The sequence below is a fragment of the Spongisporangium articulatum genome, assembly GCF_044465595.1.
Classification (GTDB): Bacteria; Actinomycetota; Actinomycetes; order Actinomycetales; family Kineosporiaceae; genus Spongisporangium; species Spongisporangium articulatum.
Genome location: NZ_JBITLV010000007.1, coordinates 347,292 through 372,951, shown reverse-complemented (window position 1 = coordinate 372,951; position 25,660 = coordinate 347,292). Strand labels below are relative to the sequence as shown.

Below are 25,660 nucleotides of genomic sequence, written 5' to 3'. Positions count from 1 at the left end.
CCGATCAGCCGCTGAGGGCGGGCCTTGACGAGGACAGTCGCGCCTGGCCGGACAGGTCGGCGGCGCGCAGTTCCTCCTCGACCAGGGGGAGCACCTCCGCGACCGTCACGTCGCGGCCGAGCTCGGCGCTCAGCGACGTGACCCCGGCGTCGGTGATGCCGCACGGGATGAAGGTGCCGAACGCGGCCAGGTCGGGGTCGCAGTTGAGCGAGAAGCCGTGCATCGTCACGCCCTGCGCGACCCGGATACCGATCGCTGCGATCTTGCGTTCCGGCTTGCCGAGGAACGGGTCGGCGTCGGCCGGCAGCCAGACCCCGCTGCGGCCCTCGACCTGCACGGTCTCCAGACCGAGCCGACGGCACACGGCCATCAGCAGGTGCTCCAGCGTGCGGACGTAGGCGACCACGTCGACCGGCTGTGCGAGCTTCACGATCGGGTACCCGACCAGCTGCCCCGGCCCGTGCCAGGTGATCTTCCCGCCGCGGTCGACGTCCACCACCTCGGTGTCACCGACCGGGCGCTCGTGCGGTTCGGTGCGCTTGCCCGCGGTGTAGACGGGCGGGTGCTCCAGCAGCAGCACGGTGTCGGGCTGTTCGCCCGCCGCGACCCGGGCGTGGACCCGGCGCTGCAGCTCCCACGCCTCGCGGTACGGGACGGCCTGCTCGCCGAACCCGACCCGTTCCAACTCGACCATGTAGCTCAGGCTACGCCTCGGGTTTCAAGGCCCAGCCCGCCCGTGCGCAGCTGTTCGAGGACGGCGCCCGCGGCCCGCCGCCCGGACACCAGCGCCCCCTGCAGGGAGGCCGTGTCGCGGTGGTCGCCGGCCACCACCAGCCCGGGCGCCAGGTCGACCGGCTGGCGGACCTCGCGGGGCGGGGGCATCGCCGTCAGTGCGGCGGGCAGCGCGTGCACGCGGGCCAGGTCCCACCACGTCGTCGAGGCCCGGTACATCCGCGAGAGCTGGCTCAGGACGGCCCGTTCGGTCTCGGCGTCCGCCGTCGCGCCCAGCACCGTGGTGGCGATCAGCGACCGCTCGTCGGGGGAGTAGCCGCGGGCCGTGTTGGAGATGACGACGCTGTTCACCACCGGCCCGGTCGCGTCGCCGTCCACGTGCAGGGCGGCGGAGCGGGTGGGCAGCTCGCCGCTCACGTGCCAGAACGTGGTGAGGGCATGGGTCGCGACGGCGGGCAGCCCGACCAGCTCGCTCGCCGCCGCCGGGTCGGTGGCCACCACGACGACCCGGGCGTGCACCTCGCCGTGGTCGGTCACGACCTGACCCGGCCGGACGGCGAGCGCCCGGACGCCGAGGTGCACGGGCACGTCGGCGGGCAGCGCCGCCGCGAGCTGGTCCGGCAGCGCCTGCATGCCGCGCCAGGGCAGGCCCGGGGCGGCCCGGACGAACGAGCGGACCAGGAGGCGCAGGTACCGGTGGGACGTCGACCCGTCCCGTTCGCCGAGCACCCCCGCCAGGAACGGCTCGACCACCCGGCGCCGGAGGCTGCCCGTGATGCCGCGAGCGTCGAGCTCGGCGCCCCAGGTGCCGTCCGGGCCACCGGTGAGTTCGCGCGGGGCGCGGCGCGCGGAACCCAGGGCCCAGGCGGCGAAGGCCGCGAACTCCCGGGGGGAGCCGAGCCGGCCGCCGAGCAGTGCCCGGGCCGTACCGGGCAGCTCGCGGGGCGCGTGGCGGGGGTCGGCCAGGGTGAGTTTGTGCCCGTCGGTGGCCACCACGAGAGCGGCCGGGAACCGTTGCAGCCGTAAGTGTTCGACATCGATGACGCGCCGCACCTCGGGGTAGGCCGGATTGAGCAGCTGGAAGCCGCGATCGACCGTGAACCCGTAGACCTTCTCGCTCCGCACGCGCCCGCCGACCCCGTCCGCGGCGTCCACCACGACGGTCTCGACGCCCTGCGCGGCCAGTACCCGGGCGCAGGCCAGGCCGGCGAGCCCGGCGCCGACGATCAGCACGTCGCAGGTCGCGGGTGGTTGACCAGCAGTCGGTTGAGACATCACGGCCTCCCTCCGGTGCTGCTCGACCTCCAGCACTGCTCAATCGATGATGTTGCGGCCTCCAGCCTGACAGGTGATCCGGTGGGTTCGCTCGTCCAGATCACGGCCTGTGGATAACTTTCGGATGACGGCTGCGGATGCGGCAGGCTTGTCGGGCATGACGATCGTGACGTTTCCGGGCGGGGACAGTGGCGGGGACAGTGCCGGGCCGCCGCCCGAGGTGCCGGGTTTCACGCTGGGGCGGCTGCTGGGCCGGGGTGGGCACGGCGTGGTGTGGGCCGCCGAGGATCTGGTGTCGGGGGAGCCGGTCGCGGTGAAGGTCGGCCGCGGGGTTTCCGCCTCCCTGGAGGCGGAAGTCGCCCTGCTGCAACGTATCTCGCACCCGCACGTGGTGGCGCTGCGGCAGTACGTGCCACTGCCCGGCGGCGGCTGTGCGCTGGTGCTGGAGTTGGCCGCCGGCGGTTCGCTGGCCGACCTCGTGGCCCGTCGCGACGTGCTGTCCGAGGGGGAGGCCTCGACGCTGCTCGTGCCGCTGGGGGCGACGCTGGAGCACGTGCACCGGCGCGGGCTGGTGCACGGAGACCTGACGCCCGGCAACGTGCTGTTCGCCGCCGACGGCCGGCCGATGCTGGCCGACCTCGGCACCGCGCAGGTGCTCGGGGTCTCCAGTGAGGAAGGCTGGCGGACGCCGGGTTTCGCCGACCCGGCGCTGCTGTCCGACCCGGCCGTCGACCCGCGGGCGGCCGACGTGTGGGGGCTGGCCGCCGTCGCCTGGTACGCGCTGATGGGCGTCGCACCGCCGCCCGGCGTCGACGAGCCCGACCCGTACGACACCCCGTTGCTGGCGCTGCTGCGCCGCTGCCTGAGCCTCGACCCGTCGCTGCGTCCGGGTCCGGCGGAGGTGGCCTCCCTCGCCTGGGACGCGGCGGCCCCCGAACCGGTGCGGCTCGAACTGTCCGGGCAGGCGCCACCCCCGGTGGAGGTGCCTCTGTCGCAACGGGTCACGCGCCCGCCCCTGCACGAGCTGGTCGGCCCCGAACCTCTCGCGGTACCGGAGGTCCGGTCGCGGTGGCGGCTGCCGGTCGGGTTGCTCGCGGTCGCGGCGCTGCTCGCGGTCGGGCTGCTGGCCGTCGCCGCGGTCCTGGCCCGTCCCGTGGTCTTCCCGCCCCCCGGGGAGCAGGTGCCGCCGACGGTGGCCCTGCCCACGCCGTCTATACCCGTGGAGGCGGAACTGCTCGCCGCGCTGAACCAGATCGGGGCCGCGCGCGCCGAGGCGTTCCGGACCGGCACGACCGGTCCGTTGGCCCGCGCCGACGAGCAGGGGTCGCCCGCGGCCACGTCCGACGCCGCGTTGGTGCAGAGGCTCCTCGAGGCCGGCCGGCGGATCGAGGGGGCCGAGGTGAAGGTCCGGGACCTGCGGGTCGTCTCCGGTGCGGGCACGTCGGCGGTCACGGTCGCCGTCCGCTCGAGCACGTCCGCCTACCGTCAGGTCCGGGTGTCCGACGGGGCCTCCGTCGACCTGCCCGCCGAGCCCGCGCGGGACGTCCGGATCACGCTGGTGAAGTCACCCGACGGCTGGCGGGTTCGCTCCGTCGCCTGATCAGGAGTCGGCGAACCACCGGGCGGCGGACTCGACGGTGGGGTGCGCGAAACCGAAGCCGCTGTCGGTCAGCTTCTGCGGGGACAGGCGCGCGCTGGCCAGGATCTCGCCCGCGAACTCGCCGACCGCGGCCCGCAGCGCGAACGACGGGGCGGGCAGCAGCGCCGGGCGGTGCAGGGCGGCGGCGAGGGCGCCGATCAGCTCGCGGTTGCGGGCCGGTTCGGGCGAGGCGAGGTTGACCGGGCCGGACAGGTCGGAGTCGAGCATGTGCTGCAGGGCGGCGACGGTGTCGGGCAGCGTGATCCAGCTCCACCACTGCTTGCCGTTGCCCAGCGGCCCGCCCAGCCCGAGCTTGATCAGCCGGGCCAACGGCTGGAACGCGCCGCCATGAGGGGCCATCACCAGGGACGTGCGCGGGTGCACCACCCGGATGCCGGCCTCCGCGGCGGGCCGCGCCGCGGCCTCCCAGTCGAGGACGACGTCCGCCAGGAAGCTCTCGCCGGGCGCGGAGTCCTCGGTCAGGACCTCGTCACCGCGGTCGCCGTACACGCCCTGCGCCGACCCCGAGACGAGCACCTTCGGCAGCGGGTCCATCGCCGTCAGCGCGGCGACGAGCGTGGCGGTGCCGACGGTGCGCGAGTCGTGGATCTCGCGCTTGTAGCCGTCGTTCCAGCGCTTGTCACCGACCCCGGCGCCGGCCAGGTTCACGGCGGCGTCGACGACGCCGAGCGCGTCCGTGTCGATCGACCCGAGCGGTCCACCGACGAAACCCGTCGGGTCCCACTGCACCTCGTCCGGGGCCTGCGGCCGGCTGCGGACCAGCTTGACCACGTCGTGGCCGCTCGCCCGCAGCGCCGTGACGAGTGCTGAACCGATCAGGCCGTGCGACCCGGTGATGACGATGCGCATGCGGGATCAGAGTCCGAGGTCGGCCTCGAACGCGCCTTCCTCGAGTCGCTCCTTGACCGTCACCAGGAAACGGGCGGCGTCGGCGCCGTCCACCAGGCGGTGGTCGTAGGAGAGAGCCAGGTACACGATCGAGCGGACGGCGATGCTCTCGTTGCCGATGTCGTCGGTGACCACGACCGGGCGCTTCACGACCGCGCCCGTGCCGAGGATGCCGACCTGCGGCTGGAAGATGATCGGGGTGTCGAACAGCGCGCCCCGGCTGCCGGTGTTGGTCAGCGTGAACGTGCCGCCCCCGAGCTCGTCCGGCGAGACCTTGTTGCTGCGGGTCCGGTCGGCCAGGTCGGTGATCTTGCGGGCCAGGCCGGCGATGTTCAGGTCGCCCGCGTCGCGCACGGTGGCGACGAGCAGACCGCGGTCCGTGTCGACCGCCACCCCCAGGTTCTCCTGCGGGTGGTAGACGATCTCGTCGCCCTCGATGCTGGCGTTCAGCTTCGGGTGCTGCTTGAGCGCCTCGACGGTGGCCAGCGCGAAGAACGGCAGGAACGACAGTCGCACGCCCTCGCGGGCGAAGAACTCGGCCTTGGCCTTCTCACGCAGCTGGGCGATGCGGGTGACGTCGACCTCGACGACCGTCGTCAGCTGCGCCGACGTCTGCAGTGACGTGACCATCCGCTCGGCGATGACCTTGCGCAGGCGGGTCATCTTCTCGGTCGTGCCGCGCTTCGCCGACACGGTCACGGGGCGCGGGGCGGCCGGGGCCGCAGGGGCCGACGACGGTGCCGCGGCCGGGGCGGGTTGGCTCGCCTTCTTGGCCTTGGCGGCCTCGAGCACGTCCTGCTTGCGGATCCGACCACCGACGCCGGTGCCCTGCAGCGTGGCCAGGTCGATGTCGTTCTCGGCGGCCAGCCGGCGGACGAGCGGCGTGATGTACCCGGGACCCTCCTCGCCCGTGGACGACGACGCCGCGGGAGCCGTGGATGCGGCGGGGGTGCGAGAGGGCTCAGGGGCCGGGGACGAGGCCGGGGCCGCCTGCGGGGCCGGCGCCGGGGGCGGAGCCGGTGCTGCCGCGGGGGCGGGCGCCGCGGCGGGTGCCGGTGCCGGGGCGGGTGCCGGTGCCGGGGCGGCGGCGGGGGCCGGTGCCGGCGCAGGGGCGGGAGGGGCCGCCGGCGCCGGAGCCGGGGCGGCAGCGGCGGGAGCGGCCGACCCGGAGCCGATGACGACCAGCGGGGCGCCGACCTCGACGGTCTCGTCCTCGGCGGCCAGGATCTTCAGCACGGTGCCCGCGACGGGTGACGGGATCTCGGTGTCGACCTTGTCGGTGGAGACCTCGAGCAACGGCTCGTCGACCTCGACCCGGTCGCCCTCGTTCTTCAGCCAGCGCGTGACGGTGCCCTCGGTGACGCTCTCACCGAGCGCGGGCATCGCGACCTGCGTGCCCTCGCCACCGGCGGGCGCGGCCTCGGGGGCCGCCGGGGCGGGCTCCGGCTCGGGGGCGGGGGCCGACGCGGAGAAGGGCTCCGGCGCGGCCTGCGGTGCCGGGGCGGCGGCCTGCGGGGCCGGCTCGGGCTGCGCGGCGGGCGCGGCGGGCTGGGGGGTGGGTTCGGCCGCGGGCTGTGCGGCCGGCGCGGCTGTGCTGGATTGGCCGGAGGGGTTGGGAGCGGCGCCGTCCCCGATCGTCGCGAGCGGGGCGCCGACCTCGACGGTCTCGTCCTCGGCGACGAGGATCTCCTGCAGCACCCCGGCGACCGGCGACGGGATCTCGGTGTCGACCTTGTCGGTGGAGACCTCGAGCAGCGGCTCGTCGACCTCGACCCGGTCGCCGACCTGCTTCAACCATCGGGTGACGGTGCCCTCGGTGACGCTCTCGCCCAGGGCGGGCATCTGCACGGAGTCAGCCATCTGCTCTCCGCTCTCCTTCGTGCAAGGTGATCCGTGGATCCGGGATCACGGTGGTTGTTCCTTGGTCTATCAGGGTCTGGGTGCGCGCGGGCTGAGGCGCGACGACCATCCTGTCACCACCGTTGCGGGGGGTCACTTCGGGTCCTGACCAGCCGTCGGCGTGTGCAGTAGATCACGTGTCCGGAGCGCCTCGGGCACAGGGGCGAGGACCTGGGCGTTGGGTGTTCCACGGGAACGTTGAGTCGCCCGGTGGGGGATGAGAACCTGGCCCGCACGAGGGGATCAAGGGAGGTGGCCCGGTGGGGCTTTTCAGTCGGCGGCGGGCGTCGGGCGGCAAGTCGAGCGGCAAGGGGACGCGCGCGCAGGAGCGCGAGGAGGCGGGCGCCGTCCGGCAGTACCTCGACGAGTTCGTCCGCACCCGCGTCGGCGTCGAGGCGTTCCTCGAGCCGCCCACCACCGTGACGCCGCCGACCGTCCTGCTGATCGCGACCACGGGGGAGTGGACCCGGCGACGCGTGCCCGACCACGCGGCGGCGCGGGACTGGGCGGGCCGGCTCAACGTGCCGGTGTATGACGTGCAGCTCGTCGGGTATCCCCAACGCATGCGCGACTGGAACGAGAAGGTCAAGCGCGAGGGCCGGCAGGCACCCCCGACCGGGTGAGTCGGGGGCACCTGCGGATACCGGGCGGGTGGGGTCAGACCACGGGCCACTTGTCGGCGGGCCACTTGTCGGCCGGCCACTTGTCCGCGGGCCACTTGTCGGCGGCGCGGTACGGCCACTTGTCGGCCGGCCACTTGTCCAGCGGCCACTTGTCGGCGGTGCGGCGGGCGGCGGTACGGGCGACGGACGTGCTGTTGTGCGAGAACACCATGAGGACCTCTCAGGCGAGAGCGGCCCATCCGGTCTGGGGGACGTCGACGCTGGGCTTGCACCGGCCCGTGCGGAGGAACGGGTGCTGGCCGGACGTCAACGGACCGGCCGGATGCGCCGCGGATTGGACATATCGGGCGTACGTGAATGTACGGAACCCGTGTCACACCCGCGTCTCAGAGGGTTGTTCGTGATGCTTCCGTGCCCGAGGGCTCAGGCGAGGTCCTCCAGCAGGGTGAGCATGGTCCGGACCCCGACGCCGGTGCCGCCCACGGTCGTGTAGCCGTGTGCCGCGCCGGTCAGGAAGGCCGGCCCGGCGATGTCGAGGTGCGCCCACGGCACCTGCCGCCCGTCGCCGTCCGTCGGCACGAAGTCCTGCAGGAACAGCCCGGCGACGAGCATGCCGCCGAACCGGTCACCGATGTTCGCGATGTCGGCGACCTTGCTGTCCATGCTCGCCCGCAGCTCCTTGGGCAGCGGCATCGGCCAGAACTGCTCGCCGGAGGTGTCGGCGGCCCGGCGCACCTGGTCGCGCAGGTCGTCGTCGTTGGCCATGATCGCCGAGATCCGGTTGCCCAGCGCCACCATCTGGGCGCCGGTCAGGGTCGCGATGTCGACGATCACGTCGGGGTTCGCGCCGTTCTCACCGGCGCTGACCAGCGCGTCGGCCAGGACCAGCCGGCCCTCGGCGTCGGTGTTCAGCACCTCGACGGTCTTCCCGCCGCGGATCGTGATGACGTCCGACGGGCGCTGCGCGGTGCCCGACGGCATGTTCTCGGCGATCGCCAGCCAGCCGGTCACCCTCACCGGCAGCTCGAGCTTGGCGGCGGCCAGCACGGTGTGCAGGACCGCGGCGGCACCGGACATGTCGCTCTTCATCGCGTCCATGTTCGCGGCCGGTTTGATGGAGATGCCGCCGCTGTCGAACGTGATCCCCTTGCCGATCAGCGCGACGTGCTTCTTCGCCGCGCGCGGCGCGTACTCCAGCTGCACCAGCCGGGGCGGCCGGGTCGAGCCCTGCCCGACGCCGATCAGCCCGCCGTACCCGCCCCGGGCCAGCTTCTTCTCGTCGAGCACGGTCACCTTGACCGGCAGGCCCTCGGCGGCTGCGGTCGCCTCCGCCGCGAACTGCGCCGGGTACAGGTCGAGCGGTGAGGTGTTGATCAGGTCCCGGGTGCCGTGCACGGCCTCGGCCAGCACCTTCGCCCGCCGGATGCCGCCCCGCACCGCCGCCGGGGACGCGCCGGTCACGACCACCGCGGCACCGAGCGGCCCGTCGCCCTTCGCGCCGGACTTGTACCGGTCGAACGAGTAGGCCCCCAGCAGGGCGCCCTCGGCCACGGCCACCGTGGCGGCGGGGGTGGTGGCGGGCAGCGCGAGGACGGCCTTGGCGGAACCGGCCAGCGAGCGCGCCGCCGCGCCCGCCGCGCGGCGCAGGCTCTCGTCGTCCACCGTGCTCTGCTCGCCGAGGCCGGTGAACACGACCGACTTGGCGTTGACCCCCGTCACGGCGGGAATCCGCTGCACGGCATCCGGTTTCGCGCTCACCCCGGCCGCCTTCAGGGCCGTGGCGAGGCGGTTGCGGACGCCGGTGGACAGGCCCGGGGTCGCGGCGAGCGCCGGACCTCCGCTGCCGGAGACCACTCCGACGACGAGGGCGTCGGCGCCGATGTCCGCGGGATCCTTGCTGGTGACGGTGAGGTTCAGCACGAGGCCGATCGTAGGGCGGACAGGTTCCGGTGCAACGTCCACCCCGCGTGGGACCCCCGATACGGTGATCGGCGTGGACACGCTTCGCCGCACGGCGCTCTACGACCGGCACGTCGCCCTCGGCGCCAAACTGGCCGACTTCGGCGGCTGGGAGATGCCGATCGAGTACGCCGGATCGGGGGTCCTCGGCGAGCACGCGGCCGTGCGCGAACGGGTCGGTGTCTTCGACGTCAGCCACCTCGGCAAGGCGTCCGTCACCGGTCCCGGGGCCGCCGAGTTCGTGAACTCGTGCCTGACCAACGACCTCGGCCGGATCGGTCCCGGGCAGGCGCAGTACACGCTGTGCTGCGACCCGTCGTCCGGCGGCGTGGTCGACGACCTGATCGCCTACCTGCGCGGCCCCGACGACGTGTTCCTGGTCCCGAACGCGGCCAACACGGCCGCGGTGGTCGAGCGGCTCGCCGCCGCCGCGCCGGAGGGGATCACCGTCACCGACCGGCACACCGACTACGGCGTGATCGCCGTGCAGGGCCCGCGCAGCGACGAGACGCTCGCTGCGCTGGGCCTGCCGACCGGGCACGACTACATGAGCTTCGTCGAGGTCGAGTGGCAGGGCCGGTCGCTGATCGTGTGCCGCACCGGCTACACCGGCGAGCGGGGCTACGAGCTGCTGCCGGCGTGGGACTCCGCTCCCGCGCTGTGGGACGCGCTGCTCGAGGCCTCGCGCGAGTTCGGTGGCCTGCCGGTCGGTCTCGGTGCCCGTGACACGCTGCGCACCGAGATGGGGTACGCGTTGCACGGCCACGAGTTGAACCTCGACATCACGCCGGTGCAGGCACGCGTCGGCTGGGCGGTGGGCTGGAGGAAGCCCGCGTTCTGGGGGCGTGACGTGCTGGTCGCCGAACGCGAGGCGGGCCCGTCGCGGGTCGCGACCGGGCTGGTCGCCCTCGACCGGGGCGTGCCCCGCGCGGACATGGACGTGCTCGACGCCTCCGGCGCGGTCGTGGGCCGGACGACGTCGGGCACCTTCTCGCCGACCCTCAAGGTCGGTATCGCGCTGGGGCTGCTCGACCCCGCGGTGGCCGTCGGGGACGAGGTGGCGGTGTCGGTGCGCGGCCGGTCGCTGCGCTGTCGCGTGACCAAGCCGCCGTTCGTGGACACCTCGACCCGCTAGTTCGTGATCAAGGAAACTTCTACTCTCCGGCGAGGCCGACGTAGGTCGGTCGACGTTCGAGGAGAGTAGAAGTTTCCTTGATCACGAACAGAGGGCGAGGAGGGCGGCGGCGGTGGACAACTCGACCGCGGCGCCGATCACGTCGCCGGTGATGCCGCCGAACCGTTTCACCGCGCGCCGGACCACGAGAGCTGCGACGACGAGCGCGACGCCGACGGCCACCGGCACCTGCCAGGCATCCAGACCGGCGTAGGTACCGAGCAGGCCCAGCAGTACGGTCACCAACACGGCGACGACGAGGAACGAGGGCAGCCGCACCGAACCGGCGACCGTGGCGCCGAGACCCTCCGGCCGGGCGGCCGGCACGCTGCGCAGGCAGGCCAGCGGTATCGCGAGCCGGGCGGCCACGGCCACGAGCAGGACCCCGAGCGCGCCGACCGGGACCACGTGCCCGAACACCGTCGCGGCCGGCGCCAGGTCACCGCCGTAGAACAGCCCGTCCTGTCCGTCACCCAGGACGGCTTCGCGGAAGGTCGCCGTCACCGGGCCTCCGACGGTCAGGCTCAGCAGCTGCGCCAGGGCGGCGACCTGCAGGAGCAGCACGGTCACCGTCGTGGCCAGGCCCGCCGGGCCGGTGTCGCCGCGGCGCATCACGGACAGCGCCTTCTCCCGGTCGTAGGAGGCGGCGGACCCGTCGGCGAAGTCGGCCAGCCCGTCGAGGTGCAGCCCCCGCGTGGCGAGCTGCAGGACGGCGACCGCCAGCACCGCGACCACCAGCGGGTCCCAGCCGAGCTGCCAGCCGCCCCAGGCCGTCAGCGCCGCGAGCCCACCGGGGAACAGCCCGGCCACGGGGGCCAGCAGCATCGCCCGGCCCGGGATCGGGGCCACCAGCGACCGCGGGGCGGGCACCCGCAGCGCGGTCAGGGTGCCGAAGGCCAGCAGCAGCGGGTCGACCAGCCGGGGCGGCCGGGTCGCGGCGGCGTCGTCGAGTGAGCCGGTCACGACTCGACGGTGCCTGCCGCGCAGGCGGTCTCGAGCACCGCGAGGGCCACGCGCCCACCCAGCCACGGGTCGCCGGGGCGCCGCCCCAACGCCAGCGTGAGCACCGGCGTCAGCTTCAGCTCGGCCAGCACCCGGGTGTGCAACCGGTCGCCCCCGTCCGCCACCTGCCACCAGGCCCGCGCCGCCGGGTCGGTCCGCCGCAGCAGCAAGCCGGCGACCGCCGCCGCGGCGCCGTCGAGCAGGACCGGCGTGCGCCGGGCGGTGGCCCGGGCCAGCAGTCCCACCCCGGCGGCCAACCAGGGCGAACCGACCGCCGTGAGCAGCCGCTGCGGCGCGCCGGACAGGTCGCCGACCCGTCGGCGCTCGTCGCGCAGCCCGGCCACCCGGGCGACCCAGGCCACGTCGCTCATCACGTTCTCGGGGCTCGGCCACTCGCTGGCGTCGACCGGGTCCAGCTGCAGCTGCTGGGCGGCCAGCAGCACGTGCGCCTCGAGGGCGTCGGCGACCAGCTCCTCGGGCAGGCTCAGGACGATCAGGTCACTGCCGCCGTCCACCGCCGCATCCGCGGTCGCCGCGCCCCACGCGAGCGCCGTCTCCACATCGCTCGGGCGCCCCGCGGCCTCCGCGCGGACCAGCCGGGCCGCGCAGCGCGGGGGAGCGTCGGCGTCCCCCGCGGCCTCCTCGGCCGCCCAGGCCAGCGTGACCTGCGCGGGCGTGGGGGCGGCGGAGACCGTCGTCCACCAGCCCGCCAGTTCGGTGAGGCGGTCCGGGCCGGTCGCCCGGGTGGCCCAGCCGTCCGGCAGATCGGTGCCCGCCAGCAGCGCCTCGACCGCGTCCTGCGGCGGCTCCGCATCGATGAGGGGGTCAGTCACAACGGGACATCATCACAGCTCCGTCACCTGACCGGCCACCACCAGCAGCACCCGGTCGCTCGCCTCGGCCAGCCGCTCGTTGAGGGCGCCGAGCCGCTCCCGGAACAGCCGTCCGGCCGGGGTCGCCGGGACGACGCCCAGCCCCACCTCGTCGCTGACCGCCACCACGGTGCCGGTCCGGGCCCGCCACGCCTCGACGAACGCCTCCACCCGTTCGTCGAGCCGCTCCCGCCAGCCGGGTGGGCGCTGCCAGGCGGCGCAGTCGTCCAGTGCGGCGGTCAGCCACGTGCCGACGGAGTCGAGCAGGACGGGGGTCGGGGTGGTCAGCTCGAGGGCGGCATCGGGTGACTCCACGGTGCTCCACCAGGCCGGTCGCCGTTCCCGGTGCCGGGCCACGCGAGCCGCCCAGTCGGCGTCCTCGGCGGCGGGCCGGGGCCCGGTGGCCAGGTAGGTGACCTGGGGTTCGGCGGCCAGCAGCGCCTCGGCGAACGCCGACTTCCCGGACGACGCCCCGCCCAGCACCAGCGTCCGCCCACCGAGCCGCGGGACGGCGGGCAGCGTGCCCGGGTCGGTCAGCGCGTCGGCCCGGGAACCGCCCCAGGCGGCCAGCAGCAGGGCGAGGCGGCGGGGGCGCATCGTCGTCGGGCCGGCGAACCCCACGCGCGCGTCGGGGCCGAGTTCGCCCGCGGCGCGGCGGCGGGCCAGCGTGTGCGCCGCCGCGAGCACTTCCTCGCCGAGCACGACGGCGTCGTAGGTCACGCGGGCCAGGCTAGGGCCCTGAGTGCGAAGTCTCGTGACACTTGGCGCACGCAGGCGCGCGCCAAGCGTCAAGGGACTGCACACTCAGCGCCCTATGCCCGTTACGGTGGGCCGGGTGAACCCGTGGGCATGGCGATTCGAGGCGGCGGACGGTTCGACCCTGAGCGGTGGTGAGCTGCCGGCCAACACCTTCCCGAGCCAGGCGGACGCCGAGACGTGGGTCGGCGAGGCCTGGCACGACCTGCTGGCCGCGGGGGTGGAGCAGGTGTACCTGCTGGAGTCCGACGAGGTCGTCTACGGCCCGATGAGCCTGCGCCCGGTCGAGTAGTCCCTCCGCCGAGTAGTCCGTCGAATAGTCCGTCGATCGGGCAGCTCGTCAGGTGGGCCGGCCGGCCGGCGCGTTGCGGGCCGTCTGCGCCGGGTCGCGTTCCACGAGATCGCCGAGCACGTCGTCGATGCGGGTCATGAGCTCCGGTTCGAGGCGCACCCCGGCGGCCTCCACGTTCTCGTGCACCTGCTCGGGCCGGGAGGCACCGACCAGCGCGGCCGCCACGTTGTCGTTCTGCAGCACCCAGGCCACGGCCAGCTGCGCGAGGCTCAGGCCGGCGTCGTCCGCGACCGGCTTCAGGTCCTGCACGCGGGCCAGCACGTCGTCACGCATCCAACGCTCGATGAACGCGGCGCCGCTCTTCTCGTCGGTGGCCCGCGACCCGGCCGGCGGCGCCTGCCCGGGGAGGTACTTGCCGGTCAGCACGCCCTGCGCGATCGGCGACCAGACGATCTGCGACAGACCCAGCTCCCGGCACGTCGGTTCGACCTCGGGCTCGATCACGCGCCACAGCATCGAGTACTGCGGCTGGCTCGAGACCAGGTGCACGCCCAGCTCCTGCGCGAGCGCGTGCCCGGTCCGGATCTGCTCGGCCGTCCACTCGGAGACCCCGATGTAGAGCGCCTTCCCGGCCCGCACGACGTCCGCGAACGCGAGCATCGTCTCCTCAAGTGGCGTCTCCGTGTCGTACCGGTGCGCCTGGTAGAGGTCGACGTAGTCGGTCTGCAACCGCCGCAGCGAGCCGTTGATCGACTCCAGGATGTGCTTGCGGGACAGGCCGGAGTCGTTGTGACCGCCGGGCCCGGTCGGCCAGTAGACCTTGGTGAAGATCTCCAGGCTCTCGCGGCGCTCGCCCTTCAGCGCCTCGCCGAGCACCGTCTCGGCCGCGGTGTTCGCGTAGGCGTCCGCGGTGTCGAAGCTGGTGATGCCGGCGTCGAGGGCCGCGCGCACGCAGGCCGTGGCGGTGTCGTTCTCCACCTGTGAGCCGTGGGTGATCCAGTTGCCGTAGGTGATCTCGGAGATCTTCAGGCCGCTGTTGCCGAGGTAACGGAACTCCATACCCCGGACGCTAACTCACCCCTCACGGATGCGCGCCGCGGGCCACGATCACCGGTGGGCGGCGGGTGCGGCGCATCTGGCAGGCGCGCAGGATCGCGTAGGCGTTGTTTCCGCCGACCGCCTTCTCGCCGAACCTCTCCTGCACGCCCTTGCGTATGCGGCGGACCAGGAACAGCGAGTCGACCACGATGGCCAGGACCATCGCGTACAGCAGCACCGCACCCGCGACCCGGGTGAACGGGGTCTGCACGAGCGTCAGACCGAACGAGGCGACGGCGACCGGCAGGAAGTACTCGCCGGCGTTGTAGCGGGCGTCGACGACGTCGCGGACGTAGCGCTTCACCGGCCCCTTGTCGCGGGGCAGCAGGTAGCGGTCGTCGCCCTTGGCCTGCCCCTCCAGCGTCTTGATCCGGTTCTCCCGGTTGAGCGCCTGGCGCTGTCGCTTGGCCTCGCGCCGCTCCTCGCGGGTGGCCCCCTTGGGCACGGCGGGCGCGGCGGCCCCGACCAGCGGCACGCGGTTGCGGGCCTGCGCCTCCTTGCGCGAGGGCGTGGCGCGGCCCTTGCCGCCCACCTTCACCGTCTCGCTCGACTCGGAGACGGTCGGGGTGGCGGCGGTGGGGGTCTTCTCACGTCCGAACACGGGGTCAGCCTACGGGGCGGGCACGCGCCGTGAGGAGGTCGTGCGGGATGGCGGACTAACGTCACCCGTATGAGTGCCGAGGAGTACCCGATCGACGTCACCGCCCTACGCGCCGACGTGACGCAGCTCATGCCCGGCGTGCGCGCCGACCTCGAACGGCTGGTCCGGATCCCGAGCGTCTCGGCGGCCGCGTTCGACGCCGCGCACGTCGAGGCCAGCGCCACCGCGGTGCGCGACCTGCTGCTCGCCGAGGGGCTCGCGGTGGAGATCCTGCGCGTGGACGGCGGTGCGCCCGCCGTCGTCGGTCACCTCGCCGGGCCCGCGGGGGCGCCGACCGTCCTGCTCTACGCGCACCACGACGTCCAGCCCACCGGCGTCGAACCCGGCGCCGCGTGGCAGGACACCCCGTGGCTGACCGACCCGTTCGAACCCACCGAACGCGACGGCCGGCTGTTCGGCCGCGGCGCCGCCGACGACAAGGCCGGGGTGATGGCCCACGTCGCCGCGCTGCGGGCCCTGAAGGCTGCCGACGGCGGGCTGCCGGTCTCGGTGACCGTGTTCGTCGAGGGGGAGGAGGAGATCGGCTCACCGACCTTCGGCGAGTTCCTGGCCACCTACCGCGACCGGCTCGAGGCTGACGTGATCGTGGTCGCTGACTCGGGCAACTGGAAGGTCGGGGTGCCGGCGTTGACCGCCACGCTGCGCGGTCTGGTGGACGGCGAGCTCACGGTCCGCACGCTCGACCACGCCGTGCACTCGGGCATGTTCGGCGGGGTGGTCCCCGACGCGATGACGGCGACCCTGCGCCTGCTGAACAGCTTCTGGGACGCCGACGGCGACGTCGCGATCGAGGGTCTGGTCCGGGCGCCGCACCGCGGCCCCGACTACGACGAGGCCGACCTGCGGGCGGACTCCGGGATCCTCGACGGCGTGCAGCTGATCGGGCGCGGTCCGCTGAGTGCGCGGATGTGGACGGGTCCGGCGCTGACGGTCACCGGCATCGACGCGCCCAGTGTGGCGACGTCGTCCAACACGCTGCTGCCCAGCGTCCGGGTGAAGTACTCGATGCGGTTGGGCCCGGGCCAGGACCCGGGCGAGGCGTCCGCCGCGCTGCGCAAGCACGTCGAGGCGCACACCCCGTGGGGGGCGCAGGTCGAGGTGGTCGAGGGAGAGCGGGGAGCTGCGTTCGAGGCCGATCCCGAGCAGCCCGCCTACCGGGCGGCCCGGTGGGCGCTGTCGGCAGCGTGGAACGTGGAGGCCGAGCTGATCGGCATCGGCGGGTCCATCCCGTTCATCGCCGACCTGGCCGAGGTGTTCCCGGCGGCCACCGTGCTGGTCACCGGCGTCGAGGACCCGGACTCCCGCGCCCACGGCCCGAACGAGTCGCTGCACCTGGCCGAGTTCGAGAAGGCGTGCCTGGCCGAGGCGCTGCTCCTGACTGCCCTGGGCTCATGACCGACTGGTTCGAATATGCCCAGCCCGTAAGGTATTTCGAGATCGACGGGCAGGGCGTGGTGTTCAACGCCTGGTACCTGGCCTACATGGACGAGGCGATCAACGCCTACCTCGGGCACCGCGGCGTCGACTACGCGACGCTGGTCGCCTCGGGGTACGACCTGCAGCTGGTGCACACCGAGCTCGACTGGACGACGTCGCTGAGGTACGGCGACGTGGGCGCCGTCGCCGTACGCACCGAGGCGCTGGGGACGACGTCGCTCACCATCGGGTTCGAGATCCGGCGCGGGGAGGGTGGTCCCGCGGTGTGCACGGCGCGCAGCGTGTACGTGTGCATCAGCGTCGGGGGCGGCAAAGTCCCGTTGCCGGACCTGCTCCGCACCAACTTGTCGTGATCATGGAAACTTCTGGTGAGGGCGCTGGGGCGCCTTCACCAGAAGTTTCCATGATCACGACTATTAGATGCCGGGCAGGGCCAACATCTGGTCGAGGGCGACGCGAGACCAGTGGGCCACGTCCGGGTCGACGACGATGCGGTTGACGACCCGGCCGGCGGCCAGGGACTCCAGCGCGTAGACCAGGTGCGGCAGGTCGATCCGGTTCATCGTCGAGCAGTAGCAGACCGTCTTGTCGAGGAACGTGATCTGCTTGTCCGGGTGGGCCTTCGCCAGCCGGCGCACCAGGTTCAGCTCGGTGCCGACCGCCCACGACGAACCGGCGTCGGCCGCCTCGATCGTGCGGATGATGAACTCCGTCGAGCCCACCAGGTCGGCGTTCGTCACGACGTCGTGGCGGCACTCGGGGTGCACGAGCACGTTCACGCCCGGGACCGCCGCGCGCACGTCGTCCACGTTCTCCTTCGAGAACCGGCCGTGCACCGAGCAGTGCCCGCGCCACAGGATCATCTTGGCGTCGCGCAACTGCTGGGCGGTGAGCCCGCCGTTCGGCTTGTGCGGGTCGTAGACCACGCAGTCGTCCAGGGAGAGGCCCAACTGCAGCACGGCCGTGTTGCGGCCCAGGTGCTGGTCGGGCAGGAACAGCACCTTCGCGTCGGGCCGCTGCTCGAACGCCCACGTGAGCGCGGTCTTGGCGTTCGAGCTCGTGCATATCGTGCCGCCGTGGCGCCCCGTGAACGACTTGATCGCGGCGGACGAGTTCATGTAGCTGACGGGCACGACGTCGGCCGCGACCCCGGCGTCCTCCAGCACCTCCCAGGCCGTCTCGACCTGGCTGATCGCGGCCATGTCGGCCATCGAGCAGCCCGCCGCCAGGTCGGGCAGCACGACCTGCTGGTGCGAGGCGGTGAGGATGTCGGCCGACTCGGCCATGAAGTGCACGCCGCAGAACACGATGTACTGCGCGCCGGGCCGGTTCGCGGCGTCGCGGGCGAGCTTGAACGAGTCGCCGGTGACGTCGGCGAACTCGATCACCTCGTCGCGCTGGTAGTGGTGGCCGAGGATGAAGGCGTCGTCGCCGAGCGCGTCCCGGGCGGCGCGGGCGCGGGCCACCAGGTCGGGGTCGGAGGCGGCGGGCAGGTCGCCGGGGCACTCGACGCCGCGCTCGCTGGCCAGGTCACGGTTGCGCCCGAGCAGCAGCAGCGCCGAGGGGGTGGGTTCGACGAAGACGTCGGTCATCCGGGAATTGTCACACGCGGGTTAACGGGGAACCCATGGGTGGGCGATGACTCGTGCGCCACACCAGGGACACTGGGACCGTGCGCGTCGTGATCGCCCCGGACCGGTTCCGGGAAACCCTGTCGGCGGCCGAGGCGGCGGCGGCGATCGCCACCGGGTGGCGCCGGGCCGCCCCGGACGACGACCTCGTGCTGCTCCCGCTGTCCGACGGCAGCGCCGGGCTGGTGAGCGCCCTCGGCGGGCCGCCCGAACCGTGGTGGCTCGCCCCCGACGGCACCGCCTACGTGGAATCGGCCCAGGTCAGCCCCGTCGGCGAGGATCCCGGCCCGATCAACACGCTGGGCGTCGGGGCGCTGGTCGCGGCCGCGGTGGACGCCGGGGCGCGGCGGATCGTGGTCGGGCTCGGCGAGGTCGGGGCGGTGGACGGCGGGGCGGGCCTCCTGGCCGGGTTGGCCGCCGCCTGGCAGGTCGAGGGCTACCCGGCCGCACTGGAACGCCTCGGGAACGGCGGCGCCGCCCTGCGCGGGGTGACGGGCGCCGACCTGGCGTTCCTGCCCGCCCTGCGCGAGCGGCTGGTGGGGGTCGAGCTGGTGGGGGCGGTCGACGTCCAGCTGCCCCTGCTCGGCTTCAAGGGCGCGGCCGCGGTCGAGGGCCCGACCAAGGGGGCGGACGACGACCTCGTCCAGCGCCTGGACGCGGCCCTGACCGACCTGGCCACCGCCGTCCTCGCGGCGGCGCAGCTGTCCGACCGGAACGTCGTCGAACCCGGGGCTGGAGCCGGGGGTGGGCTCGGGTTCGGGGTGCTCGCGCTGGGTGGGCGGCTGGAGCCGGGGGCCTCGCTGGTGGCGCGACTCGCCGGGTTGCCGGACCTGCTGGAGGGGACGAACCGGGCGGAGCTGGTCGTCACCGGCGAGGGGTCGCTGGACTGGCAGTCGCTGGGGGCCAAGGTGCTCACCGCGGTCGCCGAGACGGCCCAGGCGCGCGGTGTGCCGGCCGTCGCCGTCCCTGGTCAGCTGCTGGTCGGGCGCCGCGAGCTGCTCACCCTGGGGGTCGACGGCGCCTATCCCGTGGCGCGGACCCCCGCGGAGGTGGCCGACGCGCTCGCCGACCCGGCCGGGACGCTCGCGGCGCGGGCCGAGCGGGTGGCCCGCACGTGGAGCCGTTCGGGTTAGGCGAACCTGACGTATTCTGGTCGGGCATCCGGGAATGCATCGCACGCCCGCCCCGCTAGGCACTACGAGAGCTTGCGTGTGAGCATGGCCGGACCGTCCGAGAGCAGGAGAGACACCTGATGACCGTTAGCGACCAGGGCACCACGGAGAGCGCGACCACCACCCACGGTGTGGCGCTGACCGACGAGGCTGCCGTCAAGGTCCGGAACCTCCTGGAGCAGGAGGGCCGTGACGACCTGCGCCTGCGCATCGCCGTCCAGCCCGGCGGCTGTTCCGGCCTCGTGTACCAGCTCTACTTCGACGAGCGCACGCTCGACGGCGACCTGACCCGCGACTTCGACGGGGTCGAGGTCGTCGTGGACCGGATGAGCGCGCCGTACCTCGAGGGCGCCTCGATCGACTTCGCCGACACGATCGAGAAGCAGGGCTTCACGATCGACAACCCCAACGCGCAGGGCTCCTGCGCGTGCGGCGACAGCTTCCACTGAGCCGTACCGCGCCGCACCATCCAGCACGTCCTCGACGGCCGGGTCACTCGCGAGTGACCCGGCCGTCGGCGTGCCGGTAGGGTTCGCAAAATGCGTATCGCCGTCACCGGATCCATCGCCACGGACCATCTGATGACGTTCGAGGGGCGGTTCTCCGACTCGCTCCTGGAGGAGCAGCTGGACAAGGTCTCGCTGTCGTTCCTCGTCGAGGACCTGGAGATCCGCCGCGGCGGCACGGCCGCGAACATCAGCTTCGGGATGGGCAACCTGGGCCTGCGCCCGCTGCTCGTCGGGTCGGTCGGTGAGGACTTCGCCGAGTACCGGTCGTGGCTGGAGCGGCACGGCGTCGACTGCGCCGGCATCCGGTACTCCGCGCTGAAGCACACCGCGCGGTTCGTCTGCACGACCGACAGCAACCACGCGCAGATCGCGAGCTTCTACGCCGGGGCGATGACCGAGTCCCGCGAGATCGAGCTGGCCCCGCTGGGGGTGGGCGAGCCGATCGACCTCGTGCTGATCGGGCCCACCGACCCGGTCGCGATCCTGCGCCACGCCGACGAGTGCCGCGACCGGGGCATCCCGTTCGCCGCCGACGTCTCGCAGCAGCTGGCCTTCGCCGACGGCGAGATGATCAAGCGGTACATCGACGGCGCCACGTACCTGTTCAGCAACGACTACGAGGCCGGGTTGATCCAGAAGAAGACCGGCTGGTCGGACGACGAGGTGCTGCGCCGGGTGGGGCTGCGCGTCACCACGCACGGCGAGAAGGGCTGCATCATCGACGGCCGCTGGCAGGGCGAGCCGATCGAGCCGATCAGCGTGCCCGTCGTCCCGGCGACGACCCTCGCCGACCCGACGGGCGTCGGCGACGGGTTCCGCGCCGGGTTCCTGGCCGGGCTGTCGTGGGGCCTCGGGCCGGAGCGGTGCGCGCAGCTGGGCTCGACGCTGGCCACCCTGGTGATCGAGACCGTCGGCCCGCAGGAGTACGACCTCAGCCGCGGCGGTTTTCTGGCCCGGTTCACCGCGACCTACGGTGCGGACGCGGCCGCCGACGTCGAGCCGCACCTGTCCGGCGTCCGTGCCTAGCCCCGTCGTGATCATGCAGAAACCTCGCGCAGACGTCGCGGCCCTGGGTCGTGACGGCCGAGAGCGCGAGGTTTCTGCATGATCACGACCTAGAGGGTTCAGTGTTGCCCGCCGAGCCGGTGGCCAGCCGATACGCCTTCGACCTGGGCGTCGCCGTACCCGGGGAGGACCTGATCGGCGTGGGTGCCGACCTGGAGCCCGGCACCCTGCTGGCCGGCTACCGCGCGGGTGTCTTCCCGATGGGCCTGGGCCGGCACGGTCGTGGCCCGCTCGGCTGGTGGTCGCCCGACCCGCGCGGCGTGCTGCCGCTGCGGGAGCTGAAGGTCAGCCGCTCCCTGCGCAAGTCGCTGGCCCGGTTCGACGTGCGGGTGGACACCGCCTTCGACCGGGTGCTGGAGGGCTGCGCCGACACCCGCCGACCGGGCCGCTGGATCACCCCGCGCATCGGCGAGGCCTACCGCCGGCTGTACGACCTGGGCTGGGCGCACAGCGTCGAGTGCTGGCGGGCCGGGGAACTGGTCGGCGGGCTGTACGGAGTGGCGATCGGCGGGTTGTTCGCGGGGGAGTCGATGTTCCACACCGAGACCGACGCGTCGAAGGTCGCGCTGGTGCGGCTGGTCGAGTATCTCCGCGAGGACGACGACCCGCGCCGGCTGCTCGACGTCCAGTGGCGCACGGACCACCTCGCGAGCCTCGGGGTGGTGGAGATCGGCCGCGAGGACTACCGGTCCCGCCTGGCTGAGGCCCTGCGCCTCGACCCGCCGCCCCTCTTCTCCTAGCCCCTCCTTCTCAGCTCGTGATCATGCACAAACGCAGCACGCCAGGCGTGATCATGCGCGAACGCATCATGCGTTTGCGCATGATCAACGGCGGAAGGGTGCGTTTGTGCATGATCACCGCGAGAGGGTGAGGGTGGTCGAGCCGGGGAACTGGTCGACGAGGGTGTGACCGCGCATCCGGCACCAGGCGGCGATGTCGCCGGGGGCGGCGGGGTCGGTGTGCAGGACCGTGATCTCCGTACCTGGCGCGGAACCCCTTGCGGCGCGGGCTAGTTCGATCACCGGCTTGGGGCAGCGCAGGCCGCGCGCGTCAACCGTCACGGGTTCGGCCGTCACAGGCCCTCGACCCCCAGCTCGCGGCGCACGGTCGCGACCGCGTCGGGCAGCACCGCGAGGAAGGCGTCGACGTCGGCCCCCGTCGTCGCCGGGGTGAGCCCGATCCGCACGTTGCCGTGGCTGAGCACGCCCATCGCCGTCAGCACGTGACTGGGTTCCAGCGTCGAGGCCGTGCACGCCGAACCCGACCCGACCGCGAACCCGCGCCGGTCCAGCTCGGACAGCAGCGCCTCGCCGTCCACGTACAGGCACGAGAAGGTGACGACGTGCGGCAGCCGGTGGACGTCGTCCCCCAGCACCTCGGTGTCCGGCACCTGCGCCGCGCCGCGGCGGACCCGCTCCACCAGCGCGCGCTGCTCGGCCTCGCGCGCGGCGCGCCCGGCCACCATCGCCTCCAGGGACACGGCCGCGGCGAGCGCGGCGGGCACCGACACGCCTCCGGGGACGGCCTCGGGACCGTCCCCCTCGGGGCCGGGCGCGGCCCAGCGGGTGCCGGCCCGCACCGCGAGCACGCCCACCCCGGGCGCCGCGCCCCAGCTCTGGGGATCGGCCACCAGGACGTCGCCGCGCGCCCCCCGTACGTCGACGTGCCCCGCGCAGGCGCTCAAGTCCACGACCAGGGGGACGCCGCCCGCGGCTGCCGCGGTGGCCGCCGCCTCGAGCGGTTGGCGGGTGCCGACCTCGGCGTTGGCGAACTGCAGGCAGGCGAGCGACACGCCCGGGGTGTTCACGGATTCGGCGAACGTGTCGGCGTCCACGGCGCCGGTCCGGTCGACGGCCACGTCGCTCCGGGCCCCGCCGCCGCGGGCCGCCACGTGGTCGGCGGCGTGCAGGACGGTCGGGTGCTCGACGGTGGAGGTGACGACCGTCGTCCCGGCCCGCCGTCGCGCCCCGGCCACCCCGAGCACGGCGGCGTGCACCGCCTGCGTGTGCGATCCCGTGAACGACAGTTCGTCCGTGCGCACGCCCAGCACGGCTGCGATCGCCTCGCGGGCGCCGTCCAGGAGGGCCCGCGACCGGCGTCCCTCGGAGTGCAGCCGGCGCGGGTCGGCCCACCCGTCGTCCAGCGCGGCGAGCAGTGCCTCGCGGGCCGCGGGATGCAGGGGTTGGGTGGCGGCGCCGTCGAGGTAGACCCGGGGTGTCACGATGTCAGTGTGCCCCTGCGGAGGAGGCGCATGCGCCACCCGCTACCCTGCTCGTCGTCGGGCACCAGTGGTGCTCGGGAGGCGTCAAGTTCCACCCGGTCGGCGCAACGTCGGCCCGGGAAGAGACCGTGGGAAGGCCGGAGTTGCGTTCGCACAGCAGAACCCCGTCCCCGCGGCGTACCGCGCGTGCTGCGACGCTCGCGCTCGGCGTCGGGGCGGTTCTCACTCTGTCGGGGTGTTCCGACACCCTGAAGCACGGCTTCCTGCCGTACGGGCCGGATGTCGCGGTCGACAACGACCGCATCATCAACCTCTGGAACGGGTCCTGGATCGCCGCGCTCGTCGTCGGCGTCCTGGTCTGGGGGCTGATCATCTGGTCGGTGGTCGTGTACCGCCGTCGTCGTGACGACGCCGTGCTGCCGCCGCAGGTCCGGTACCACCTGCCGCTCGAGATCATGTACACGATCGTCCCTCTGATGATGGTCGGCGTGCTGTTCTTCTACACGGCGCGCGACCAGTCCGAGCTGCTGTCGCTCGAGAAGACGCCCGACCTGACCGTCGGCGTCGTCGCGAAGCAGTGGTCGTGGGACTTCAACTACGTCAACGCCGACGTCTACGAGACCGGCGTGATGGGCGAGCTCGACGGTGGCAAGGGCATCGAGAAGGAACTGCCCACGCTGTGGCTGCCCGTGAACAAGCGGGTCCAGTTCAACCTGACCTCGCGTGACGTCATCCACTCGTTCTGGATCCCCGCGTTCCTGCGGAAGATGGACACCATCCCCGGGGTGGAGAACAGCTTCCAGGTGGTGCCCACGCAGATCGGCACCTACAAGGGCAAGTGCGCCGAGCTGTGCGGTGAGTACCACTCGGCGATGCTCTTCAACGTGAAGGTCGTCAGCCAGGCCGACTACGACGCGCACGTCGCGGCGCTGCGAGCCGCCGGTCAGACCGGTTCGCTGCCGACCGACCTGGGCCGCAGCAAGCTGCCGGTCGACCCGGGCCATGCCGAAGAGGCGGGAGTGAACCAGTGAGTCTCGCGTTCGACCAGGGGCCCTCCCGCAAGGGCCGCACCGTCACCAAGTGGCTGATCACCACCGACCACAAGGTGATCGGCAACCTGTACTTCATCACCTCGTTCGCGTTCTTCCTGGCCGCCGGCCTGATGGCTCTGGTCATCCGCGCCGAGCTCTGGGAGCCGGGCCTGCAGATCGTGCGGGACAACGAGGTCTACAACCAGCTGTTCACCATGCACGGCACGATCATGCTGCTGATGTTCGCGACGCCGCTGTTCGCGGGCTTCGCGAACGCGATCATGCCGCTGCAGATCGGCTCGCCCGACGTGGCGTTCCCGCGGCTGAACATGCTGTCGTACTGGTTCTACCTGTTCGGCAGCCTGATCGCCGTCTCCGGCTTCCTCACCCCGCAGGGTGCGGCGTCGTTCGGCTGGTTCGCGTACGCGCCGCTGAGCAACTCGGTGTACTCGCCGGGCGTCGGCGGGGACCTGTGGGTCTTCGGGCTGGCGCTGAGCGGTTTCGGCACCATCCTCGGCGCCGTCAACTTCATCACCACGATCGTCTGCATGCGCGCCCCGGGCATGACCATGTACCGGATGCCGCTGTTCACATGGACGGTGCTCATCACGAGCGTCCTCGTGCTGATGGCCTTCCCGCCGCTGGCCTCCGCGCTGCTGGCGCTGGGCGCCGACCGGCGCCTGGGGGCCCAGGTGTTCGAACCGGAGAACGGCGGGGCGCTGCTGTGGCAGCACCTGTTCTGGTTCTTCGGCCACCCCGAGGTCTACATCATCGCGCTGCCGTTCTTCGGCATCATCAGCGAGATCCTGCCGGTGTTCAGCCGCAAGCCGCTGTTCGGCTACAAGGGCCTGGTCTTCGCGACCCTGGGCATCGCCGGCCTGTCGGTCGCGGTGTGGGCGCACCACATGTACGTCACGGGCCAGGTGGCGCTGCCGTTCTTCGCGTTCATGACGATGCTGATCGCGGTACCCACCGGCGTGAAGTTCTTCAACTGGATCGGCACGATGTGGGGCGGGTCCCTGACCTTCGAGACCCCGATGGTCTGGGCCATCGGCTTCCTCGTGACGTTCCTCTTCGGCGGCCTGACCGGCATCATCCTGTCCTCGCCCCCGCTGGACCTGCAGCTGTCCGACAGCTACTTCGTGGTGGCCCACTTCCACTACGTCGTGTTCGGCACGGTCGTCTTCGCGATGTTCGCCGGGTTCTACTTCTGGTGGCCGAAACTCACCGGCCGGATGCTCGACGAGCGGCTGGGCAAGGTCCACTTCTGGATGACCTTCATCGGCTTCCACACCACGTTCCTGATCCAGCACTGGCTGGGGGTGGCGGGTATGCCGCGGCGCTACGCGGACTACCTGCCCGAGGACGGGTTCCAGTGGTACAACGACATCTCCACCGTGGGCGCGTTCATCCTTGCCTCGGCGACGTTCCCCTTCCTCTACAACGTCTACAAGACGTGGAAGTCGGCGCCGCTGGTGAAGGTCGACGATCCGTGGGGCTTCGGTGCCTCGCTGGAGTGGGCGACGTCCTGCCCGCCGCCGCGGCACAACTTCATCTCGCTGCCGCGGATCCGCTCCGAGCGCCCGGCGTTCGACCTGCACCACCCGGAGATCAGCGAGCTGGACGCGCCGACCCCCGACAAGAACCTGCTGGACGAGGTGCTGGGCGAGCCCGACCTGGCTCGCGGCACGACGAGGGAGTGA

26 protein-coding genes are annotated in these 25,660 nt (G+C 72.9%); 12 read left to right on the top strand and 14 right to left on the bottom strand.

The window, feature by feature from the left end; genetic code table 11:
• Positions 1-4: 4 nt before the first annotated feature.
• Together lipB and ACIB24_RS20855 are read right to left on the bottom strand one after the other, a co-directional pair.
• Positions 5-694, bottom strand: a complete 690-nt coding sequence (lipB, locus tag ACIB24_RS20860; RefSeq protein WP_398284109.1) for a lipoyl(octanoyl) transferase LipB — start codon at positions 692-694, stop codon at positions 5-7.
• Positions 695-699: 5 nt separating this feature from the next.
• Positions 700-2,007 carry an NAD(P)/FAD-dependent oxidoreductase gene (locus tag ACIB24_RS20855; RefSeq protein WP_398284108.1) on the bottom strand — a complete coding sequence of 436 codons (1,308 nt, stop codon included), beginning with the start codon at positions 2,005-2,007 and terminating at the stop codon, positions 700-702.
• A gap of 157 nt (positions 2,008-2,164) precedes the next feature.
• Here ACIB24_RS20855 and ACIB24_RS20850 point away from each other — a divergent pair, with 157 nt between their 5' ends.
• Complete coding sequence (locus tag ACIB24_RS20850) at positions 2,165-3,607, top strand: protein kinase domain-containing protein (protein ID WP_398284107.1); 1,443 nt, start codon at positions 2,165-2,167, stop codon at positions 3,605-3,607.
• Here ACIB24_RS20850 and ACIB24_RS20845 read toward each other — a convergent pair whose 3' ends face one another.
• Positions 3,608-4,516: a TIGR01777 family oxidoreductase gene (locus ACIB24_RS20845; protein ID WP_398284106.1), complete on the bottom strand. Its 909-nt coding sequence runs from the start codon at positions 4,514-4,516 to the stop codon at positions 3,608-3,610. It lies immediately after the preceding gene.
• Between the two features lie 6 nt (positions 4,517-4,522).
• The gene (gene sucB, locus ACIB24_RS20840) at positions 4,523-6,415 is read right to left on the bottom strand and encodes a 2-oxoglutarate dehydrogenase, E2 component, dihydrolipoamide succinyltransferase (protein ID WP_398284105.1); all 1,893 of its coding nucleotides are present in this window, start codon (positions 6,413-6,415) and stop codon (positions 4,523-4,525) included.
• Between the two features lie 299 nt (positions 6,416-6,714).
• On the opposite strand from sucB, the gene ACIB24_RS20835 reads away from it, so the two are divergent.
• Positions 6,715-7,077, top strand: coding sequence for an oxidoreductase (locus ACIB24_RS20835; protein WP_398284104.1), 363 nt, complete (start codon positions 6,715-6,717; stop codon positions 7,075-7,077).
• Between the two features lie 34 nt (positions 7,078-7,111).
• On the opposite strand, the gene ACIB24_RS20830 is transcribed toward ACIB24_RS20835, so the two are convergent.
• Complete coding sequence (locus ACIB24_RS20830; RefSeq protein ID WP_398284103.1) at positions 7,112-7,288, bottom strand: hypothetical protein; 177 nt, start codon at positions 7,286-7,288, stop codon at positions 7,112-7,114.
• 212 nt (positions 7,289-7,500) lie between these two features.
• Positions 7,501-8,997, bottom strand: coding sequence for a leucyl aminopeptidase (locus ACIB24_RS20825; RefSeq protein ID WP_398284102.1), 1,497 nt, complete (start codon positions 8,995-8,997; stop codon positions 7,501-7,503).
• Between the two features lie 73 nt (positions 8,998-9,070).
• Here ACIB24_RS20825 and gcvT point away from each other — a divergent pair, with 73 nt between their 5' ends.
• Positions 9,071-10,171, top strand: a complete 1,101-nt coding sequence (gcvT, locus tag ACIB24_RS20820; protein WP_398284101.1) for a glycine cleavage system aminomethyltransferase GcvT — start codon at positions 9,071-9,073, stop codon at positions 10,169-10,171.
• A gap of 81 nt (positions 10,172-10,252) precedes the next feature.
• Here gcvT and ACIB24_RS20815 read toward each other — a convergent pair whose 3' ends face one another.
• The 3 genes from ACIB24_RS20815 to ACIB24_RS20805 are packed head-to-tail and all read right to left on the bottom strand — an operon-like array spanning position 10,253 to position 12,804.
• On the bottom strand, positions 10,253-11,173 hold the full coding sequence (locus ACIB24_RS20815) for an adenosylcobinamide-GDP ribazoletransferase (RefSeq protein ID WP_398284100.1): 921 nt from the start codon (positions 11,171-11,173) through the stop codon (positions 10,253-10,255).
• Positions 11,170-12,045 (bottom strand): nicotinate-nucleotide--dimethylbenzimidazole phosphoribosyltransferase, encoded by an 876-nt coding sequence (locus ACIB24_RS20810; protein ID WP_398284099.1) that lies wholly within the window; start codon positions 12,043-12,045, stop codon positions 11,170-11,172. The genes ACIB24_RS20815 and ACIB24_RS20810 overlap by 4 nt, the downstream gene beginning before the upstream one ends.
• A gap of 12 nt (positions 12,046-12,057) precedes the next feature.
• Positions 12,058-12,804 carry a bifunctional adenosylcobinamide kinase/adenosylcobinamide-phosphate guanylyltransferase gene (locus ACIB24_RS20805; protein WP_398284098.1) on the bottom strand — a complete coding sequence of 249 codons (747 nt, stop codon included), beginning with the start codon at positions 12,802-12,804 and terminating at the stop codon, positions 12,058-12,060.
• A 115-nt stretch (positions 12,805-12,919) separates the two neighbouring features.
• Here ACIB24_RS20805 and ACIB24_RS20800 point away from each other — a divergent pair, with 115 nt between their 5' ends.
• Positions 12,920-13,132: a hypothetical protein gene (locus ACIB24_RS20800; protein WP_398284097.1), complete on the top strand. Its 213-nt coding sequence runs from the start codon at positions 12,920-12,922 to the stop codon at positions 13,130-13,132.
• A gap of 48 nt (positions 13,133-13,180) precedes the next feature.
• Here the strand turns inward: ACIB24_RS20800 and ACIB24_RS20795 are convergent, their stop codons facing one another.
• Together ACIB24_RS20795 and ACIB24_RS20790 are read right to left on the bottom strand one after the other, a co-directional pair.
• Positions 13,181-14,191, bottom strand: a complete 1,011-nt coding sequence (locus ACIB24_RS20795) for an aldo/keto reductase family protein (RefSeq protein ID WP_398284096.1) — start codon at positions 14,189-14,191, stop codon at positions 13,181-13,183.
• 22 nt (positions 14,192-14,213) lie between these two features.
• Positions 14,214-14,831, bottom strand: coding sequence for a DUF3043 domain-containing protein (locus ACIB24_RS20790; RefSeq protein WP_398284095.1), 618 nt, complete (start codon positions 14,829-14,831; stop codon positions 14,214-14,216).
• A gap of 69 nt (positions 14,832-14,900) precedes the next feature.
• Between ACIB24_RS20790 and ACIB24_RS20785 the strand changes: the two genes are divergently transcribed.
• Complete coding sequence (locus tag ACIB24_RS20785) at positions 14,901-16,286, top strand: dipeptidase (RefSeq protein ID WP_398284094.1); 1,386 nt, start codon at positions 14,901-14,903, stop codon at positions 16,284-16,286.
• Positions 16,283-16,681, top strand: a complete 399-nt coding sequence (locus ACIB24_RS20780) for an acyl-CoA thioesterase (protein WP_398284093.1) — start codon at positions 16,283-16,285, stop codon at positions 16,679-16,681. Before ACIB24_RS20785 ends, ACIB24_RS20780 begins: the two co-directional genes overlap by 4 nt.
• 63 nt (positions 16,682-16,744) lie before the next feature.
• Here the strand turns inward: ACIB24_RS20780 and nadA are convergent, their stop codons facing one another.
• Positions 16,745-17,920, bottom strand: a complete 1,176-nt coding sequence (gene nadA, locus ACIB24_RS20775) for a quinolinate synthase NadA (protein WP_398284092.1) — start codon at positions 17,918-17,920, stop codon at positions 16,745-16,747.
• An 80-nt stretch (positions 17,921-18,000) separates the two neighbouring features.
• Here nadA and ACIB24_RS20770 point away from each other — a divergent pair, with 80 nt between their 5' ends.
• The 4 genes from ACIB24_RS20770 (at position 18,001) to aat (ending at position 21,445) form a co-directional block, all read left to right on the top strand.
• Positions 18,001-19,092 (top strand): glycerate kinase, encoded by a 1,092-nt coding sequence (locus ACIB24_RS20770; protein ID WP_398284091.1) that lies wholly within the window; start codon positions 18,001-18,003, stop codon positions 19,090-19,092.
• Positions 19,093-19,211: 119 nt separating this feature from the next.
• On the top strand, positions 19,212-19,580 hold the full coding sequence (locus tag ACIB24_RS20765; protein ID WP_398284090.1) for a HesB/IscA family protein: 369 nt from the start codon (positions 19,212-19,214) through the stop codon (positions 19,578-19,580).
• A 90-nt stretch (positions 19,581-19,670) separates the two neighbouring features.
• Complete coding sequence (locus tag ACIB24_RS20760) at positions 19,671-20,666, top strand: carbohydrate kinase family protein (protein WP_398284089.1); 996 nt, start codon at positions 19,671-19,673, stop codon at positions 20,664-20,666.
• A gap of 104 nt (positions 20,667-20,770) precedes the next feature.
• Positions 20,771-21,445, top strand: a complete 675-nt coding sequence (gene aat, locus ACIB24_RS20755) for a leucyl/phenylalanyl-tRNA--protein transferase (protein WP_398284088.1) — start codon at positions 20,771-20,773, stop codon at positions 21,443-21,445.
• 114 nt (positions 21,446-21,559) lie between these two features.
• On the opposite strand, the gene ACIB24_RS20750 is transcribed toward aat, so the two are convergent.
• A complete protein-coding gene (locus ACIB24_RS20750; RefSeq protein ID WP_398284087.1) occupies positions 21,560-21,766 on the bottom strand; it encodes a sulfurtransferase TusA family protein in 207 nt (68 codons plus the stop codon).
• A gap of 11 nt (positions 21,767-21,777) precedes the next feature.
• Entirely contained in the window at positions 21,778-22,929 is a 1,152-nt protein-coding gene (locus ACIB24_RS20745) for a cysteine desulfurase family protein (protein ID WP_398284135.1), read from the bottom strand.
• Between the two features lie 125 nt (positions 22,930-23,054).
• Here ACIB24_RS20745 and ctaC point away from each other — a divergent pair, with 125 nt between their 5' ends.
• Together ctaC and ctaD are read left to right on the top strand one after the other, a co-directional pair.
• On the top strand, positions 23,055-23,957 hold the full coding sequence (ctaC, locus tag ACIB24_RS20740; protein WP_398284086.1) for an aa3-type cytochrome oxidase subunit II: 903 nt from the start codon (positions 23,055-23,057) through the stop codon (positions 23,955-23,957).
• Positions 23,954-25,660, top strand: coding sequence for an aa3-type cytochrome oxidase subunit I (ctaD, locus tag ACIB24_RS20735; protein WP_398284085.1), 1,707 nt, complete (start codon positions 23,954-23,956; stop codon positions 25,658-25,660). Before ctaC ends, ctaD begins: the two co-directional genes overlap by 4 nt.